The 17,221-nt window shown below is 70.4% G+C and carries 15 protein-coding genes; all 15 read right to left on the bottom strand.

What is annotated here, in order from left to right; translation table 11 throughout:
* Positions 1-60: 60 nt before the first annotated feature.
* The 15 genes from MKD50_RS15655 to MKD50_RS15585 all read right to left on the bottom strand — a co-directional run bounded on the left by MKD50_RS15655 (position 61) and on the right by MKD50_RS15585 (position 17,129).
* Complete coding sequence (locus MKD50_RS15655) at positions 61-852, bottom strand: SDR family oxidoreductase (RefSeq protein WP_252667615.1); 792 nt, start codon at positions 850-852, stop codon at positions 61-63.
* Between the two features lie 2 nt (positions 853-854).
* On the bottom strand, positions 855-1,931 hold the full coding sequence (locus MKD50_RS15650; RefSeq protein WP_252667613.1) for a 3-ketosteroid-9-alpha-monooxygenase, oxygenase component: 1,077 nt from the start codon (positions 1,929-1,931) through the stop codon (positions 855-857).
* 76 nt (positions 1,932-2,007) lie between these two features.
* Positions 2,008-3,249: an NADH:flavin oxidoreductase gene (locus MKD50_RS15645; protein WP_115699835.1), complete on the bottom strand. Its 1,242-nt coding sequence runs from the start codon at positions 3,247-3,249 to the stop codon at positions 2,008-2,010.
* A gap of 21 nt (positions 3,250-3,270) precedes the next feature.
* Complete coding sequence (locus MKD50_RS15640) at positions 3,271-5,724, bottom strand: efflux RND transporter permease subunit (protein WP_252667611.1); 2,454 nt, start codon at positions 5,722-5,724, stop codon at positions 3,271-3,273.
* A 28-nt stretch (positions 5,725-5,752) separates the two neighbouring features.
* Entirely contained in the window at positions 5,753-6,715 is a 963-nt protein-coding gene (locus MKD50_RS15635) for a WD40/YVTN/BNR-like repeat-containing protein (protein ID WP_240071740.1), read from the bottom strand.
* Between the two features lie 194 nt (positions 6,716-6,909).
* Complete coding sequence (locus MKD50_RS15630) at positions 6,910-8,115, bottom strand: acetyl-CoA C-acyltransferase (RefSeq protein WP_252667609.1); 1,206 nt, start codon at positions 8,113-8,115, stop codon at positions 6,910-6,912.
* Positions 8,116-8,128: 13 nt separating this feature from the next.
* Positions 8,129-8,584, bottom strand: a complete 456-nt coding sequence (locus MKD50_RS15625) for a MaoC family dehydratase (RefSeq protein WP_115681593.1) — start codon at positions 8,582-8,584, stop codon at positions 8,129-8,131.
* Between the two features lie 143 nt (positions 8,585-8,727).
* On the bottom strand, positions 8,728-9,531 hold the full coding sequence (locus MKD50_RS15620; RefSeq protein ID WP_252667606.1) for an SDR family oxidoreductase: 804 nt from the start codon (positions 9,529-9,531) through the stop codon (positions 8,728-8,730).
* Positions 9,528-10,739 carry an acyl-CoA dehydrogenase family protein gene (locus MKD50_RS15615; protein WP_252667604.1) on the bottom strand — a complete coding sequence of 404 codons (1,212 nt, stop codon included), beginning with the start codon at positions 10,737-10,739 and terminating at the stop codon, positions 9,528-9,530. The genes MKD50_RS15620 and MKD50_RS15615 overlap by 4 nt, the downstream gene beginning before the upstream one ends.
* Positions 10,736-11,896, bottom strand: a complete 1,161-nt coding sequence (locus MKD50_RS15610) for an acyl-CoA dehydrogenase family protein (RefSeq protein ID WP_252667602.1) — start codon at positions 11,894-11,896, stop codon at positions 10,736-10,738. Before MKD50_RS15610 ends, MKD50_RS15615 begins: the two co-directional genes overlap by 4 nt.
* 11 nt (positions 11,897-11,907) lie before the next feature.
* Positions 11,908-12,783, bottom strand: a complete 876-nt coding sequence (locus MKD50_RS15605) for an SDR family oxidoreductase (RefSeq protein ID WP_115712524.1) — start codon at positions 12,781-12,783, stop codon at positions 11,908-11,910.
* A gap of 130 nt (positions 12,784-12,913) precedes the next feature.
* Positions 12,914-14,065 (bottom strand): acetyl-CoA C-acetyltransferase, encoded by a 1,152-nt coding sequence (locus MKD50_RS15600; RefSeq protein WP_252667601.1) that lies wholly within the window; start codon positions 14,063-14,065, stop codon positions 12,914-12,916.
* 29 nt (positions 14,066-14,094) lie between these two features.
* A complete protein-coding gene (locus MKD50_RS15595) occupies positions 14,095-15,168 on the bottom strand; it encodes an acyl-CoA dehydrogenase family protein (RefSeq protein WP_252667599.1) in 1,074 nt (357 codons plus the stop codon).
* Positions 15,169-15,187: 19 nt separating this feature from the next.
* Entirely contained in the window at positions 15,188-16,354 is a 1,167-nt protein-coding gene (locus tag MKD50_RS15590; protein ID WP_252667597.1) for an acyl-CoA dehydrogenase family protein, read from the bottom strand.
* Positions 16,344-17,129 carry an enoyl-CoA hydratase family protein gene (locus tag MKD50_RS15585; RefSeq protein WP_252667595.1) on the bottom strand — a complete coding sequence of 262 codons (786 nt, stop codon included), beginning with the start codon at positions 17,127-17,129 and terminating at the stop codon, positions 16,344-16,346. Before MKD50_RS15585 ends, MKD50_RS15590 begins: the two co-directional genes overlap by 11 nt.
* Positions 17,130-17,221 lie beyond the last annotated feature (92 nt).

The following is a 17,221-nucleotide window of genomic DNA, read 5'->3' as shown; positions in this document are numbered from 1 at the left end:
GGCGTCCACCTGGTGCCATGCGGCGCGGCCCGCGCGCATCGTCCGCGCGCGCGAACGGCCTCAGAATCTCAGCGGCCGCTGCGCGGCATCCAGCCCGCCATCGATGAACAGCACGCTGCCGTGCAGGTAAGCCGCCTGGGGGCCGCACAGGAAGGCGATCAGCTCAGCCACTTCCTCCGGCCGGGCGCGGCGGCCCAGCGGCGCAACGAAATCGCGGATCGCGTCACCGTAGCGCGGGTCCGCCAGCCCCGCCTGCAGCAGCGGCGTTTCCACCGCGCCCGGGGCCACCACGTTGAGGCGCACCCCGGCCCGCCCCCACGCCAGCGCGCGTTGCCGCGCAGCGGCCGTTACCGCATGCTTGGAGCTGGCGTAGGCGATGTATCCGGCCTGGTCGCGCGTGGCTTCGGCCTGCGTGGCAGCGGCCAGCATGGCCAGCACGCCAGCCTCGTCATTGGCGAGGTAAGCGTCGCGCAGCGGGCTGCCGTCCCATGACTGCAGCGTTGCCGAGTTGGAAGACACTACCACGGCGCACGGCTGCGTGCCCTCGCGCAGCGCATCGAACAAGCCATCCAGCAACGCCACCACGCCGAAGTAGTTGACCGATGCCACCAGCGTGGCCGGGTCGACATGCGGGCCCAGGCCGGCGCAGCAGACCAGCTGGTCGATGCGGCCGCCCGACTGCGACAGCACGGCATCGATCGCCGCGGCGCGGCCTGCTTCGGTGGAAAGATCGGCCAGGATGTCGGCGTCGCGCAGGTCGACCCCGATCACGCGGCAGCCGTCGGCCAGCATGCGCCGGCGCACCGCCGCGCCCATGCCGGACGCGGCGCCGGTAACGATCACGGTTTTCATGGTCAGTCCTCGAACACGTGGCGCAGCGCCGGCGGCTCGATATTGCCCGGGTTCATCTCGACCACGCGCCGTGCCACGCTGGACGGCCGCACCTGCTCGACGTCGGTATAGAACTGCTGGTACCAGTCGCGCATCTGGTACATCGGCCCGTCGCCTTCGCACAGCAGCGGGTTGTCGATGCGGATCTTGTTGTCCCAGATCGCCACGTCCTCGTAGAACGCGGCGCGGGCCTGGTCGACATAGGCTTGCGCCATGGCACGGTTCTGTTCGTCGGACAGCCCGGGCACCTTCTTCACCAGCACGCCGTAGCGCAGCACGAAGCTGTTCAGGTCGATCGGCACATGGCAGTTGAGCAGCACCGAATGGATCTCCTGGTCGCCCATGCGGCCGCTCATGTCGGTGATGTGGTAGGCCGGCCCGAAGTACGTGGACAGCGCCGTCAGCTGCGCGTCGCCGGAGAGCCGGGCGCTGCGCCCGATCATCAGCTGGGTGGCCTTGTGGTTCTCGAACAGGTTGGCGAAGTAGTCCACCGGCGCGCCGTGGACCACGCCGAAATGCGCCATGTCGGAGATGTTGTCGACCAGTTCGCGGCAGTTGGTGCGGATCACCATCTCGTCCATGGCCCAGTCGGACCACTCGTCCGAGAAGCAGGCGTCGATACGCGGGATGGCGACTTCCGGCGGTGCCGGCCGGCCCTCGGGATCGTGCCAGATAAACAGCAGGCGGTTCTGCTCGCAGGTCTCCCAGGCGCCGATGCGCGCCTTGGGCGGCACCCGCTTGCAATAGGGGATGGACTTGCAGGCGCCGTCACCGCCCCATTGCCAGCCGTGGAACGGGCATACCAGGTTGTCGCCCTGCACGGTGCCGGTGCTGAGGTCGGCGCCCATGTGCGGACAGTGGCCGTCGATCACCCGGATGGCACCGGTCGAGTCGGCAAATGCCGCCAGGCGCCTGCCGAAGATGTCCAGCGTGTGCGGCTTGCCGTCGCGGTAGCTGTCGGCCAGGCCCAGGCAATGCCAGCCGCGCGCGTAGCGGGCCTCGGGCGGGCGCGATTCGATCTTGTAGCCTTGAACGCTCATGGCGTCTGTCTCCTTGAAAATCCCGTGGGACCTTCAAGATAGGGGCGTCCGGCCCGGCCCTCATCGTCCCATCGGACTACTGCAGCGCAACCATGCGGGTCAGCGCCGGGTCGTTGCCGGGGCCATGCACGCAGCTGACACCAGCGGGATCGTAGATGCGCGCGACGCAGCCGTTGCAGCTGTCGCAGGCCGAATGCCGCAGCGTGCCGGCGCGCCAGCCAGCGACCAGCGCGGGGTCGTGGATCAGCGCGCGCGCCAGGGCGACGGCGTCGAAGCCCTCGCCCATCAGCTGCGCCACGTTGTCGAGCGACTTGACCCCGCCGATATAGGCCAGCGGCATCCGCACCGCCTGGCGCACCACGCGCGAGGCTTCGAGGAAATACAGTTCGCGGAAGGCCAGGTCGCGCGGCGTGCGCTGTTCCAGCATGGTGATGCCCAGGCGCGCCAGTGCCGTCGGCGCTGCGGCCTTCATCTGCGCGGTCGGCATCGGGCTGCCGAACAGCGCCCACGGGCTCTCCACGTTGCGCCCGCCGCTGAGGGTCAGCAGGTCGGCGCCCACGGCTTCCAGCAGGCGCGCGCTCAGCGCCGAGTCGGCCGGCTGGTTGCCGCCCGGCACGCCGTCGCTGACGCTGAGCTTGCAGCACACCGCGAGGTCGGCGCCGACCGCATCCTTCACCCGGCGCAGCACCGCGGCCGGAAAGCGGGTCCGGTTCTCGACGCTGCCACCGAAGGCATCGCGCCGCCGGTTGCTCAGCGGCGACAGGAACTGGTTGAGCAGGTAGCCGTGCCCCATGTGGATTTCCACCGCGTCGAAGCCGGCGTCGCGCGCCAGCCGCGCCGCGGCGGCAAACTGGCCGGCCACGCGCTCCATATCCGGTGCGCGCATGGCGCGCTGGAAATACACGCCATGCATCATGCCGAAGGCATTGAGGCCCGACGAGGCGCTGCCCGGCGCCCGGCTGCCGCCGTGGCGCATGGTGGTGAACGAGCCCGCGTGCGTGATCTGCAGGCAGGCCGCCGCGCCTTCGCGATGGACCGCGTCGGTCAGCACGCGCAGGTGCGGCACCTGCTCCGCGCGCATGCTGAGTTGGTGCGCGAAGGTCAGTCCGTCGTCGGCGACCGCCGCGTAGGCCACCGTGGTCATACCCACGCCGCCCGCGGCCAGGGTGCGATGGTGCTCGACCAGCGCCCGGGTCGGCAGGCCATGCGGCGTCATGCCTTCATTCGCGCCGGCCTTGATAAAGCGGTTGCGCAGCGTCAGCGGGCCGATGCGAAGCGGCGTGAAGGCCGGCGCGGCGGAGGTATGGATCTCGGGCATGCAGTCTCTCCGTTGCGATGCTCAGGCCGCGTCGGACTTCAGACCATGCGTCACCGGCCCCGACTCGGCGCCACCGGCAGCCCCGGCCGGCCTGGCGGCCGCGCCGCGGGCGCGGGCGCGCTCCTCCTGCTCCACGCCCAGCCACGCCGCCAGCGCCGGCAGCAGCGATACCGCGCCGAACAGGTTCACCAGGAACATGAACGCCAGCAGGATGCCCATGTCGGCCTGGAACTTGAGCGCGGCAAAGGCCCACGTGCACACGCCGATGCACATCGTCAGCGCCGTGAACAGCGCCGCCGAGCCGCGCTGGCGCATGGCCTCGGCAAAGGCCTGCGGCAGCGCCTGCCCTTGCTCGCGGATCTGGTGCTGGATGCGCTCGTACAGGTAGATGCCGTAGTCCACGCCGACGCCCACGCCCAGCGTAATCACCGGCAGCGTCGACACCTTGAGCCCGATGCCCAGGCGCGCCATCAGCGCATTGCACAGCACCGACACCAGCGTCAGCGGCACGATGATGCACAGCACCGCGCGCCACGAGCGGAAGGTCAGCAGGCACAGCAGCGTGATCGCGCCGAAGATTGCCAGCAGCATCGCCACCTCGGCTTCTTCCACCGCCTCGTTGGTCGCCGCCATCACGCCGATATTGCCGCCCGCCAGGCGGAAGGCCACGTTCGGGGTCTTGTCGCTGGCATCGAAGCGGCGGATCTCGCGGATGATATGGGCGATGGTCGCGCCTTCGTGGTTGGCGGTGTAGACCAGCACCTGGATCGCCTGGCAGTTCGAGGTATTCATGCCGTTGTCCGGGTCGAAGGCCTTGGCACCCTGGCTCAGGCCGGCGCTGTTGCGCGGCAGCGCCTCCCAGCGCGGGTTGCCCTCGTTGTAGGCACCGATCACCACCTTGGCCAGCGACGACACGCTTACCACTGACTGCACGCCGGCCACGCCGCGCATATGCATTTCGAAGCGCTCCACCGCGCTCATCACCGGGTAGTGCAGGCAGCCATCGTCGAAGCCGGTGGGCTCGACCACCACGGTCAGCGCATCCGAGCCGATGTTGTACTGGCTCACGATGCTGGCGCTGTCGCGGTTGTAGCGCGAATCCGCGCGCAGCTCCGGCGCGCCGGTGCCGACATCGCCGATCTTCAGGTCGCGCGACTCGATCGCGCCGTAGGCCAGCAGCGCCAGCGCCGCGACGAACACGCCCAGTGCCGGCGCCGGCCGCGCCAGCGCGCCGAACTTGTGCCACAGGCTGCCCTGTCCCTTTGCGTGCGCTGCGCGCGTTGCCCGCGCCAGCGCCGACGGCTCCAGCCGCGTGTAGGACAGCAGGATCGGCAGGAACACCTTGTTGGTCACGATCATCAGCAGCACGCCCAGGCAGGCGGTGATGCCGAGCTCGCGCACGATATCGATCTCGATGCGCATGATCACCATGAAGCCCAGCGCATTGGTCAGCAGCGCCACGGTGCCGGGGATGAACAACTTGCGGAAGGCCGCGCTGGCGCTGTCGAGCGGGCCGTGTCCCTGCGCCACTTCCTGCTTCCACGCATTGGTCATCTGCACCGCGTGCGAAACCCCGATCGAGAAGATCAGGAACGGCACCAGAATCGACATCGGGTCGATGCCGTAGCCCAGCAGCGGCAGCAGCCCCAGCAGCCAGCCCACTGGCAGCAGCGCCACCACCAGCGCCAGCGCGGTGATGCGCAGCGAACGCGTGTACAGCCACAGCAACAGCGCCGTGACGGCGAAGGCCAGCGCGAAGAAGCCCATCACGCCGGCGATGCCGTCTTCGACATCGCCCACCAGCTTGGCGAAGCCGACGATATTGACTTCGACATCGGTGCCGCCGAACTGCGCGCGGATTTTCTCGAGCTGGCGCGCCACCGAGCCGTAGTCGATGGTCTTGCCGGTAGCCGGGTCGGTCTCGCGCAGTTCCGCGCGGATCAGCGCGGACTTCAGGTCATTGCTGACCAGCCGGCCGATCTGGCCGGAGCGGGCCACGTTGCGCCGCACCTGGTCGAGCTCGTCCGGCGCGCCGGAAAAGCGCCCCGGCACCACCACGTCGCCGCGAAAGCCGGCTTCGGTGACCTCGGTGTAGCGCACGTTGGGCGTGAACAGCGAGAACACGCGCGAGCGGTCCACGCCGGGGATGAAGAAGACTTCATCGGTGGCGTGGCGCAGCTTGTCCATGAAGGCGGCGTTGTAGATGTCGCCGTCGCCCTTCCAGCGCAGGCTTACCAGCACGGTATTGGCACCGGAGAAGGTGCTCGCGTACCTGGTGAACACCTGCATGTACGGGTGCTGCAGCGGGATCATCTTGTTAAAGCCGGGATCGAGCCGCAGGCGCGTGGCGGAAACGCCCAGCGCCACGGTCACGGCCAGGCACAGCAACAGCAGCAGGCGGCGCCGGCGCATCAGCACGCCGGCGCAGGCATCGACGAAGCGGCCCAGGCGGCCGGAGGATTGGGGGCGGGTCATGATGGTTCTCGCGTCCGGTCGGTCGGGTTCAGGGATTGGCGGCGAGCGTGGCGCCGGCCAGGCCGCCGTTGCCGCCGAGCGCCAGCGTGTCCTTGCCGGTGGCGGCCAGCGCCGTCAGGGTCTGCGGGCTGCCCGCAGGCAGCGCGGTGAAGCGGCGCCCGCCATCGGCGGACATCACCAGCACGCCGCCCTGGCCGGCCAGCACGATGCGGCCATCGGCAAGCTCGGTGCCGCCGAAGAACGAGGTCCTGAGGCCGGTCTCCGCCGCGCGCCAGGTGGTGCCGAAGTCTTCGCTGCGCAGGGCGTTGCCGCGCATGCCGAAGGCCAGCCAGGCGCCGTCGCGCAGCGGCAGCACGCCGTAGAGCGAGCCTTCGTAAGGGGTCTTGACCGGCTCCCACTGGTTGCCGCCGTCGGTCGAGCGCAGCACCAGTCCGGCCTCGCCGACCAGCATCAGCCGCCCCTGCCCGTCGCTGGCGATGGCGTTGAGGTGACGGTCCTGCATGGCCTTGCCGCCGGCCTCTTGCCAATGCCGGCCCTGGTCGCGCGACACCAGGAAACGGCCGAAGCTGCCCACCGCGAACCACGGCCCGCTGGCCTGGGCCAGCGCGCCCAGCAGCGGATCCGACGATTCCGGATCGAAGGCAACCTGCTGCCAGTGCGCGCCGCCGTCCTCGGTGCGCAGGATCTGGCCGCTGTGGCCGACCGCGATGCCGCGGCGGCTGTCGGCAAAGGCCACCTGCGTCAGCGTGGCGCCTTGCGGCTTATCCACCGCTGCCGGGCGCCAGCTGTGCCCCAGGTCATCGCTGAACAGGATCTTGCCGCGCTCGCCGACCGCGACCAGGCGCTCGCCGGCGCGGGCGATGCCGTTGACCTGCAGGCCGTCCGGGCGCAGCGCGGTGGCCGGGAACGGCGGCAACGGACGCGGCGCGAAGGCCCATACCGCGGTGGCCAGCACGGCCAGCGACATGGCAATGCCGATCAGTCGTTTCATGATGTCTCCTCCGGGTTGGAGTGATGGCACTTGGCCTCGTGATTGTTTGCTCCCCTCTCCCGCTGGCGGGAGAGGGGCGGGGGTGAGGGCCGGCGCTCGCAATGCCGACACGCCCAACTTCGTGGAAGCTCTGGCCCTCACCCCCAACCCCTCTCCCACTGGCGTGGGAGAGGGGAGAAAGCCGGCAGCTTCGTTTATGGCAAGACGTCGAACAGCGCCGCCGCCCCCATGCCGCCGCCGATGCACATCGTCACCACCGCCTGCTGCACGCCGCGGCGCCGGCCTTCGATCAGCGCGTGCGCGGTCATGCGCGCGCCCGACATGCCGAACGGATGGCCGATCGAAATGGCGCCGCCGTTGACGTTCAGCCGCGCATCGGGAATGCCAAGCTTCTGCTGGCAGTACAGCACCTGGCAGGCAAAGGCTTCGTTCAGCTCCCACAGGCCCACGTCGGCCACCGTCATGCCGTGGCGCGCCAGCAGCCTGGGCACGGCGAACACGGGGCCGATGCCCATCTCGTCCGGCGCGCAGCCGGTCACCGCCATGCCGCGGTAGCGCCCCAGCGGACGCAGGCCGCGGCGGCGCGCCTCGTCGGCGCTCATCAGCAGCACCGCGGCGGCGCCGTCGGACAGCTGCGAGGCATTGCCGGCGGTGATGTGTTCGCCCGCGGCCACGGCCTGCCCGCCGCTCCAGACCGGCTTGAGCGCCTCCAGGCTGGCGGCCGTGGTGTCGGGCCGGTTGCATTCGTCCTGCGCCAGCCGCACGGTCTCGTGACCGGTCAGCGCGCCGGCCTTGTCGAACAGCGCGCGGCGCGTTTCCAGCGGCACGATCTCGTCATCGAAGGCGCCGCGCCGCTGCGCCTCGGCGGTGCGCTGCTGGCTGCGCCAGGCGTAGGCGTCCTGCTCGGCGCGGCTGATGCCGTAGCGGCGCGCCACCACCTCGGCGGTCTCGATCATCGCCATGTAGGCCGCCGGCTGGCGCGCCAGCACCGCTTCGGACTGGGCGCGATAGCTGTTCTTGTGCTTGTTCTGCGTCAGCGAGATCGACTCCGCGCCGCCGGCGACGATGATGTCGGCCTCGCCGCACTGAATCGCGCGCGCACCGGCCGCGATCGTCATCAGGCCCGAGCCGCACATGCGGTCCATGGTCATGCCCGGCACGCTGTCGGGCAGGCCCGCCGCCACCGCGCTCAGGCGGCCCAGGTTGTAGCCCTGGGTGCCCTGCTGCGCGGCCGCGCCGATCAGCACATCGTCGACCTCGGCCGGGTCCACGCCGGCGCGCTCCACCACCGCGCGCACCACGTGGCCGCCCAGCACCGGGGCTTCGGTATCGTTGAAGGCGCCACGGAAGGCCTTGCCGATCGGGGTGCGCGCGACGGCGACGATGACTGCGTCTTTCATGCTCGGTTCCTGTTCAGAAGTAATAGCGGCTGATGGTTTCAGCCACGCAGGCGGGCTTGGGCTCGCCTTCGATTTCCACGGTCATGCGCACCACCGACTGCACGCCGCCATCCAGGGTCTCGGCGCGCACCAGCTCGCCCACGCCGCGCACGCGTGCGCCCACGCGCACCGGCGCCGGGAAGCGCACCTTGTCGCAGCCGTAGTTGACGCCCCACTTCATGCCCTCGACGGTGACCAGCTCGGGCAGGAACTGGTTGACCAGCGCCAGCGTCAGGTAGCCGTGCGCGATGCAGGCGCCGTAGGGCCCTTGCGCGGCGCGCTCCGGGTCGACGTGCAGCCACTGGTGGTCGCCGGTGGCATGGGCGAACTGGTCGACCTGTTGCTGGGTGATGCGGGTCCAGGCGCTGGCGCCCAGGTGGTGGCCGACGGCGGCGTGGATGTCTTCGGCGCAGCGGAAGATTGTTGGCATTGCTGTTTCCTTCGATTCCTCATCGGTGCAACTTTCACCGGTGAGTCCTGCATCCCGCTTGTTGCTCCCCTCTCCCGCGAGCGGGAGAGGGGAGCTTTTGCGCGGGGTGGCGGCAAGCGCCAGTGCTTTCACATACCGGCTGCTTATGCCCGCTGACTACTCACCGGCAACACCTCCCCCGTCATATACGACGCATAATCACTAGCCAGAAACACCATCACATTGGCCACCTCCCACACCTCCGCCGCGCGCCCGAAGGCCTCGCGCTCGCTCAGCTGGCGCAGCAGGTCCGCCGGCGCCGACTTCTTCAGGAAGTCGTGCAGCGCGATGCTCGGCGCCACGGCATTGATGCGCACGCCAAACTCGGCAGCCTCCATCGCGCTGCAGCGCGTCAGCGCCATCACCCCGGCCTTGGCCGCGGCGTAGTGCGACTGCTCCTTCTGCGCCCGCCAGCCCAGCACCGAGGCGTTGTTGACGATGGCGCCGCGGCGGCGGGCCTGCATGTGCGGCAGCATCGCGCGCATCATGCGGAAGGTGCCGGTGAGGGAAATATCGATGACGCGCGACCACTCGGCATCGTCCATATCAACTAGGCGGCGCGAGCCGCCCAGGCCGGCGTTGTTGATCAGCACGTCGGTGCCGCCGAGTGCCTCTTCCGCCGCGGCCACCAGTGCGCGCACCTGCGTTTCGTCGGAGACATCGCACAGCTGGCCATGGATAGCCTGCAGCCCGGTTTCCGCGCGCAGGCGTTCGACCGCCTCGTCCAGGCGCTTGGGATGGATGTCGGAGATCATCAGCGCGCGGCAGCCCTCTTCCGCGCAGCGGCGCGCGGCGGCGAAGCCGATGCCGGCGCCCGCGGCGGCGGTGATCAGCACGCTCCTGCCGGCGAGCAGTTGGTGACCCGGCACATAGGCCGGGGCGGTGGGGGTTTCTGCGTGAAGGGTCATGACTGTCCTCGGGCCTCGCGCGGCATGCCCAGCCCGCGTTCGGCGATGATGTTGAGCTGGATCTCGTTGGTGCCGGCGTAGATGGTGTCGGCGCGCGAGAACAGCGCCATTTGCTGCAGCCGCGTGCGGCGCGTGTCGGCCGGGTCCAGCACGTTGGCGAGCGGGCCCAGCACATCCAGCGCCAGCTGCCCCAGGTCGCGGTGCCAGTTGGACCAGTAGTACTTGTAGATCAGCGCCTCGCGCTGCAAGGCCACGTCGACATCCTCGCCGTCCTGGCCCGCCTGCGCGGCGCCGGCCAGCATGCGCAGCGCGTTGGCGCGCATCACGCGCAGGCCGGCCCAGGCGCGCGCGATGCGCTGGCGCACCAGCGCATCGCGGCTGCTGCCGTTGTCGCGCGCGGCCTGCGCTACCCATTCCAGTTCATGCGTGAACTGCATCTGCTGGCCCAGCGTGGAAATGCCGCGCTCGAAGCCGAGCAGCGCCATCGCGATGCGCCAGCCGTCGCCGGGCTCGCCCAGCACGTCGGCGGCCGCGGCGCGCGCGCCGTCGAAAAAGACCTCGTTGAACTCCGCACCGCCGCCCATCTGACGGATCGGGCGGATCTCGATGCCGGGCTGGTCCAGCGGCAGCATCAGGAAGATCAGGCCCTTGCTGCCGCGCGAGCCGGGCTCGCAGCGCGCCAGCACGAAGATCCAGTCGGATTCATGCGCGAGCGAGGTCCAGACCTTCTGCCCGCTGACCAGCCAGTCGCCGCTGTCGGCATCGCGCATCGCGCGCGTGCGCACATTGGCCAGGTCCGAGCCCGCGCCGGGCTCCGAATAGCCCTGGCACCAGAACGTGGTGCCGTTGCGGATGCCGGGCAGCAGCCGCGCCTTCTGGTCGTCGGTGCCGAAGGCGATCAGCGTCGGGCCGATCAGCCCCTCGCCGATATGCCCCATGCGGCCCGGGCCGCCGGCGCGTGCGTATTCCTCGTGGAAGATCACCTGCTGCATCACCGGCAGCTCGCGCCCGCCATGCGCGCGGGGCCAGCCCAGGCCGGTCCAGCCGCCCTCGGCCAGGCGCCGTTCCCATGCCTTGCGCAGCTCGGGATAGGCTTCTTCGTCGCCGGGGCCGCCGCGGTGTTTCAGGCATTCGAACTCGCCGGCCAGGTTTTCGGCCAGCCACCGCGCCACCTCGGCGCGGAATGCCGACTCTTCATGCGTTTTCATGCTGTCCTCCATGCCTGCGGGCCGTTGGCGGCAATGTAGGCAAGCGCGGCGCCGGCACCGCCCAGCCACTGGCTGGCGGCCTGCGCGCGCTTGAAATAGAGCTGGGGGTCGTACTCCCAGGTAAAGCCAACCCCGCCATGCAGCTGGATGGCTTCCTGCGCACAGAAGCGCAGCGCGTCGTCGGCGGCGACAGCGGCGGCGCAGATCTCGAGCCGCGCGTCGGCGACATCCGCCGTCTGCCACGCCTGCGCCGCGCCATACACCGCCGAGCGCGCGGCCTCGACCAGCACCATCATCTGCGCGCAGCGGTGCTTGACCGCCTGGAACGAGCCGATGGCGCGGCCGAACTGGATGCGCTCAGCTGCATAGGCGACGGTCAGGTCCAGGCATTGCTGGGCCGCGCCCAGCTGCTCGGCGGCCAGCATCAGCTTGCCGTGCCACCACGCCTGGGCCAGTCCCTGCACGGCGGCGTCCCCGCGGGCCAGGCAGGCGCTTGCGGCAACGGCCAGGCCGTCGAACCGCAGCGACGCCAGCGGCCGCGTGCGGTCGAGCGTGTCCAGCGGCGCCAGCGCGAAGCGCGCATCCCGCGCCAGCGCAGCGGGCTCCAGCAGGAACAGCGCCGGTTCGCCATCGTCGAGCCGCGCCGGCACCAGCAGCCAGTCGGCCCCGGCGGCATCGGCGACCTGGTCGGCGCTGCCGCGCAGCACGAAGCCGTCCGCGCCGGCCTGCGCAGTGATCGGGACACCGTCGTAGTGCCAGCCGCCATCGTCCGGCAGCACCGCTGCGGCGCGGCACTCGCCCGTGGCCAGCCGCTCCAGCCACGGCCCACTGTGGCCGACGCTGCCCTGCAGCCACGGCGCCGCCACGCAAGCGGTCGACCAGAACGGCACGCACGCCAGGCGCTGGCCCAGCTGCTCCTGCAGCAGCGCCAGCCCGGGCGCGCCCAGGCCGGCGCCGCCCACGGCTTCAGGCAGCGCGATGCCGCACCAGCCAAGCTCGCCCGCGAGCGCGCGCCACAGGGCGTCGTCGTGAGCCGGCCCCGCCTCGGTCACGCGCCGCACCGCCGCCGAATCGCTGTGCGCGGCGAGGTAGTCGCGCGCGCTGTCGCGGACCATCTGGTGTTCGACTCCGAACTCGACGGAACTGGAGAAATCCATGGCCGTCGCGCTCAGCTGCCGTACACCGCCTGGGGCGGCTGCGCCTGTGCCAGCAGCCCCGCCACGGCCGCACCCACTTCGGCCGGTTGCCAGCGCCCGCCCTTGTCGGCCTTCGGGCCGGTGCGCCAGCCGTCTGCCACCGACACCATGCCGCCGGCCGCCTCGAACATGCGGCCATTGACCTGCGCGGACGCCGCGCTGCCCAGCCACACCACCAGCGGCGCGACGTTGGCCGGATCGTAGTAGTCGAAGCCGCCTTCCGGCGCCTTCATCATGTCGGCGAACACGTCTTCGGTCATGCCGGTGCGAGCAGCCGGCGCCAGCGCATTGGCGGTGATGCCGTAGCGCCCCAGCTCCGCGGCCTGCACCAGCGTCAGCGCGGCGATGCCAGCCTTGGCGGCGGCGTAGTTCGACTGCCCGACCGAGCCCTGCAGGCCCGCGCCGGAGCTGGTGTTGATGATGCGTGCGTCGACCGCGCGGCCGGCCTTGGCGGCATCGCGCCAGCGCCGCGCCAGCAGGTTGGCCAGGCAGAAGTGGCCGCGCAGGTGCACGCGCATGACGTCGTCCCAGTCCGACTCGGTCAGGCTGACGAACATGCGGTCGCGGCAGATGCCGGCGTTGTTGACCAGCACATGGACTTCGCCATAGGCCGCGACCGCGGCATCGACGATGCGCTGGGCGGTGGCCAGCTGCGTGATGTCGTCATCGCTGGCGAGCGCACTGCCGCCAGCGGCGCGGATCTCGGCGCAGACCGCCTCGGCCGCGTCGCGCCGGATGTCGTTGACGACCACGTTGGCGCCCTCGGCGCCGAATGCCAGCGCATAGGCGCGGCCCAGCCCGCCGCCGGCGCCGGTGATGATGACGGTGCGTCCGTCGCAGATACCCATATCCCTACTCCTTGCGATCACGCAAAAAATGGCGACCGTCATTCCCGCGCAGGCGGGAATCCAGCGTCTTTCAGGCCATCTGATAGCCGTTAAGAGTCACTGGGTCCCCGCCTGCGCGGGGACGACAGACTTACAACCGTTCAATAATCGTGACGTTGGCCAGCCCGCCGCCCTCGCACATGGTCTGCAGGCCATAGCGGCCGCCGGTGCGTTCCAGTTCGTGCAGCAGCGTGGTCATCAGGCGCGCGCCGGTGGCACCCAGCGGGTGGCCCAGTGCGATGGCGCCGCCGTTGGGGTTGGTGCGCTCCGGCGCGTAGCCGGTCTCGGCCAGCCACGCCATCGCCACCGAAGCGAACGCTTCGTTGATCTCGACCACGTCGATATCGGCCAGGCGCAGGCCGCTGCGCTCCAGCGCGCGCTTCGTCGCCGGAATCGGGGCGGTCAGCATCCACAGCGGGTCGTCGCCCAGCACGCTCATATGGGCGATGCGCGCGCGCGGCGTCAGGCCGTAGCGCTTGAGCGCGTCCTCCGAAACGATCAGCAGCGCGGCGGCGGCATCGGCGGTCTGGCTGGAGACGGCCGCGGTCAGCGAGCTGCCCGGCATCAGTGGCTCCAGCGAAGCCATCTTGGCCAAGGTGGTATCCGGGCGCGGGGTCTCGTCATGCTGCACGCCTTCGCAAGCGACGATCTCGCGCGCGAAGCGCCCGTCCTCCCTTGCGGCCGCCGCACGCTGGTGGCTCTCCAGCGCATAGGCCTCCATGGCCTCGCGCGACAGCTTCCAGTGCTCGGCAATGCGCTGCGCGGCGTGGAACTGCGACACCGGCGCATCGCCGAAGCGCGCCTGCCAGCCCTTGCTGCCCGAGAACGGATCGGCAAAGCCCAGCGCCTGCCCCGCCAGCATCGCCGACGAGATCGGGATCTGTGTCATGGTCTGCACGCCGCCGGCGATCACTACGTCCTGCGTGCCGCTCATCACCGCCTGCGCGGCGAAGTGCACGGCCTGCTGCGACGAGCCGCACTGGCGGTCCACCGTCACGCCCGGCACCGTCAGCGGCAGGCCTGCGGCCAGCCACGCGCTGCGGGCGATATTGCCGGCCAGCGGGCCGATGGTGTCGACGCAGCCGAACACCACGTCGTCATAGTCCTCGGCCGGGATCCCGTTGCGGCGCACCAGCTCGGCCAGCACGAAGCCGCCCAGGTCGGCCCCGTGGACGTGCGACAGTCCGCCCTTGCGGCGCCCGGTGGGGGTGCGCAGGGCATCAACGATATAGGCTTGTGTCATGGTCATAGGTCTCCTTGGGATCGGGCCATTCAGGCAAAGGTGGCGCCGGCGCCGATCGCGTGCTCGCCGTCCAGGATGTGCGCGCCCAGGCGTGCCTTGTGGAAGGCGCGGTCGCCCCAGCTTCCGGCCAGGGCCCAGGCGCGCTTGGTGAAGATCTGCAGGTCCAGCTCCCAGGTGTAGCCCATCGCGCCATGCACCTGGATCGCCTGCCGTGCCGCGCTCCACGCGCAGCGCGCTGCGGCGACGCGGGCATGCGAAACATGCAGGCCGGCATGCGGCAGGCCACGCGCCAGCGCCGCGGCGGCGCGGAGCAGCACCGGCTTGGCGAACTCCAGCTGGATCGCCACGTCGGCCAGCAGGTGCTTGACCGCCTGGTAGGCACCGATGGCCTTGCCGAACTGCTTGCGCTGCGCGCTGTAGTCGATCGCCAGGTCGAGCATGCGCTGCGTCAGGCCCAGCTGCTGCGCGGCCACGCCCAGCGCGCCGCGGTTCAGTGCCGCGTCCCACAGGCCGGCACCAGCTCCGGCCGGCACCAGCTCGGTTTCGGCGCTCGGCGTCCACGCCAGCTCGAACAGCCGGCGCGATGGATCGAGGCCGGTGCGCGCGGTCAGCGTGGCCTGGTCCGGCCGCAGCAGGTGCACGGCACCTTCATGCGCGCACAGGATGGCGTCGGCGACGTGCGCGTCGGCCACCAGCCGCTGCTGCGGATGTGCCACCGCCACGCGGGCTTCGCCGGCGGCGATGCGTTCCAGCAGCGCGGCGCAGCGCGCGCGCGATGCGGCGTCGGGCGCGGCGTCGAGTGCATCGCGCAGCAGACCGGCCGCCACCAGCGCGGTGTCGAGCAGCGGCTCGGGCAGGGCGAAGTAGCCGCATGCCTGCGCCAGCGGCGCCCATTCAAGCTCGCCCAGCCCCAGCCCGCCCTGCTCCGCCGGCACCATCACGGCGGTCATGCCCTGGTCGGCCAGTTGCCGCCACAGCGCATCGGAGCGGCCGGTCTCGGTCGCCCACAGCTCGCGCGTCAGTTCCGGCGTCATCTCGGTCATCAGGAAGCGCCGGATCGCCTCGGCAAACTGTTCCTGCTCTTCGGTCAATGCGAAATCCATGTGTTTTCCCCGGGTGCCGTCATGCGCGCGGCATGCCGAGCAGGCGCTCGGCGACGATGTTGCGCTGGATCTCGTTGGTGCCGGCATAAATCGGCCCGGCCTGCGCGAACAGGAAGCCATCCAGCCAGTGGCCGAGCGAACCCGGCGGCTGGCCCGCGGGCGCGACCTCGGCGGCCTGCCCCAGGATCGCCAGCGCGGTATCGTGCATATGGATATCCAGCTCGGACCAGAACACCTTGTTGGTGCTCGATTCCGCGCCGATGTGGCCGCCCTTTACCAGCCGGCTGGCGGTGGCGTAGGTGGAGAGCGTGTAGGCCTCCGCATCCATCCATGCGCGCAGCACCGCCTCGCGCAGCGACGGGTCGCGGTCCGCGGCCTCGCGGTTGGCCTGGTACAGCCGCACCAGCGCGCGCGCGGTTTCCTGGAAGCGGGCGGGCGAGCGCAGCATCAACCCGCGCTCGAAGCCGGCGGTGGCCATCGCCACCTGCCAGCCGGCGCCCTCGGCCGCCAGCCGGTTCTCCACCGGCACGCGCACGTCGTCGAAGAAGATCTCGGCAAAGCCGGTCTGGCCGTTGAGCTGGCGGATCGGCCGCACGGTGATGCCCGGCGTATCGAGCGGCACCAGCACGAAGGTCAGCCCGTGATGGCGCGTCGACACCGCATCGGTGCGAAACAGGCCGAACAACCAGTCCGCCCATACCGCGCGCGTCGACCAGATCTTCTGGCCGTTGATCACATAGTCATCGCCGTCGCGGATCGCGCTGCAGCGGATCGCGGCCATGTCGGAGCCGGCATTGGGCTCGGACCAGCCCTGCGCCCAGATATGCTCGCCGGCGGCCATGCGCGGCAGGAAGCGCGCCTTCTGCGCCTCGGTGCCGAATTCCATCAGCGTAGGGCCCAGCAGGAAGATGCCGTTCTGGTTGACGCGCATCGGCGCGCCGGCACGCCAGTACTCTTCCTCGAAGATCAGCCACTCGATCAGGTCGCAGCCGCGCCCGCCCAGCTCGGCCGGCCACGTGACCATGCTCCAGCGGCCCTGGTTGAGCGTGGCTTCCCAGGCGCGGTGCTGGGCAAAGCCCTCTTCCGTGTCGAAGCTCGCCAGCGGCGTGCGCGGCACGTGCGCGGCCATCCAGTCGCGCACCTCGGCGCGGAAGGCGCGCTGGGTGTCGGTGTATTCAAGCTGCATCGCGGGCTCCCGGTGCGAAGGAAGCCTCGCGGCCTTCGACAAAGGCGGCACGCGCCTCGCCGGAATCGGCACTCATGTACGCCTGCAGCGTGAAGCCCTGCTCCCAGCGGTACTTGTCTTCCAGGTAGCCGTCTTCCACGCCGTTGAGCGCTTCCTTGGCCAGCTGCAGCATGGCCGGGCTCTTGGCCGCGATCTGGCGCGCCAGCGCCATGGCGGCGTCGCGCAGTTCAGCGCGCGGCACCACGCGCTCGACCGCGCCCAGGCGATAGGCTTCGGCGGCGTCGATCATCTCGCCGGTGAAATACATGGCCCGGACCTTCTGCACGCCGAACATGCGCTGCAGGTGCGCGCCGCCGCCCATGGCGCCGCGGTCGATCTCGGGCACGCCAAAGCGCGCGCATTCCGAGGCGACGATGATGTCGGCCGCGCCGCAGATGCCGATGCCGCCGCCCAGCACGAAGCCGTGCACCGCGACGATGACCGGCTTGGGATTGCGGTGCACGGCGCGGAAGGTGGCGTAGTTGCCGGCATTGACGCCGACGATGCGCTCCGGGTGCGCGGCCAGTTCCTTGATGTCGACGCCGGCGCAGAAGCCGCGGCCTTCGCCGCGCAGGACGATCACGCGCACGGCGGGATCGGAGCCGAGGCGGTCGATGGCCGCGGCCAGCGCGTGCCAGCCGGCGTTGTCGAGCGCGTTGACGGGTGGGTGGTCGATCACCAGTTCGGCGATGCCGTCGGCGGTGTCGATGCGGAAGGGTTGGTGCGTCGGTTTCATGGTGGATATGCCTGTCATGGTTGTTGGTGCGATGGGGTGGGTTTTGATGATTCCTCGCATTGGAAGCGCCTGCCCTCACCCCCTGCCCCTCT

It is taken from the genome of Cupriavidus mimosae, assembly GCF_023952485.1.
GTDB lineage: Bacteria > Pseudomonadota > Gammaproteobacteria > Burkholderiales > Burkholderiaceae > Cupriavidus > Cupriavidus taiwanensis_C.
The sequence above is the reverse complement of the archived record's forward strand: the minus strand, read 5'-3'. Positions and strand labels throughout refer to the sequence as shown.

Bases quoted from the DNA above. Each gene is read 5' to 3' on its own strand.
- MKD50_RS15640 (WP_252667611.1), bottom strand. From the start codon at position 5,724: ATGACCCGCCCCCAATCCTCCGGCCGCCTGGGCCGCTTCGTCGATGCC.
- MKD50_RS15630 (WP_252667609.1), bottom strand. From the start codon at position 8,115: ATGAAAGACGCAGTCATCGTCGCCGTCGCGCGCACCCCGATCGGCAAG.
- MKD50_RS15645 (WP_115699835.1), bottom strand. From the start codon at position 3,249: ATGCCCGAGATCCATACCTCCGCCGCGCCGGCCTTCACGCCGCTTCGC.
- MKD50_RS15615 (WP_252667604.1), bottom strand. From the start codon at position 10,739: ATGAAAACGCATGAAGAGTCGGCATTCCGCGCCGAGGTGGCGCGGTGG.
- MKD50_RS15585 (WP_252667595.1), bottom strand. From the start codon at position 17,129: ATGAAACCGACGCACCAACCCTTCCGCATCGACACCGCCGACGGCATC.
- MKD50_RS15650 (WP_252667613.1), bottom strand. From the start codon at position 1,931: ATGAGCGTTCAAGGCTACAAGATCGAATCGCGCCCGCCCGAGGCCCGC.
- MKD50_RS15610 (WP_252667602.1), bottom strand. From the start codon at position 11,896: ATGGATTTCTCCAGTTCCGTCGAGTTCGGAGTCGAACACCAGATGGTC.
- MKD50_RS15605 (WP_115712524.1), bottom strand. From the start codon at position 12,783: ATGGGTATCTGCGACGGACGCACCGTCATCATCACCGGCGCCGGCGGC.
- MKD50_RS15600 (WP_252667601.1), bottom strand. From the start codon at position 14,065: ATGACACAAGCCTATATCGTTGATGCCCTGCGCACCCCCACCGGGCGC.
- MKD50_RS15590 (WP_252667597.1), bottom strand. From the start codon at position 16,354: ATGCAGCTTGAATACACCGACACCCAGCGCGCCTTCCGCGCCGAGGTG.
- MKD50_RS15655 (WP_252667615.1), bottom strand. From the start codon at position 852: ATGAAAACCGTGATCGTTACCGGCGCCGCGTCCGGCATGGGCGCGGCG.
- MKD50_RS15625 (WP_115681593.1), bottom strand. From the start codon at position 8,584: ATGCCAACAATCTTCCGCTGCGCCGAAGACATCCACGCCGCCGTCGGC.
- MKD50_RS15635 (WP_240071740.1), bottom strand. From the start codon at position 6,715: ATGAAACGACTGATCGGCATTGCCATGTCGCTGGCCGTGCTGGCCACC.
- MKD50_RS15595 (WP_252667599.1), bottom strand. From the start codon at position 15,168: ATGGATTTCGCATTGACCGAAGAGCAGGAACAGTTTGCCGAGGCGATC.
- MKD50_RS15620 (WP_252667606.1), bottom strand. From the start codon at position 9,531: ATGACCCTTCACGCAGAAACCCCCACCGCCCCGGCCTATGTGCCGGGT.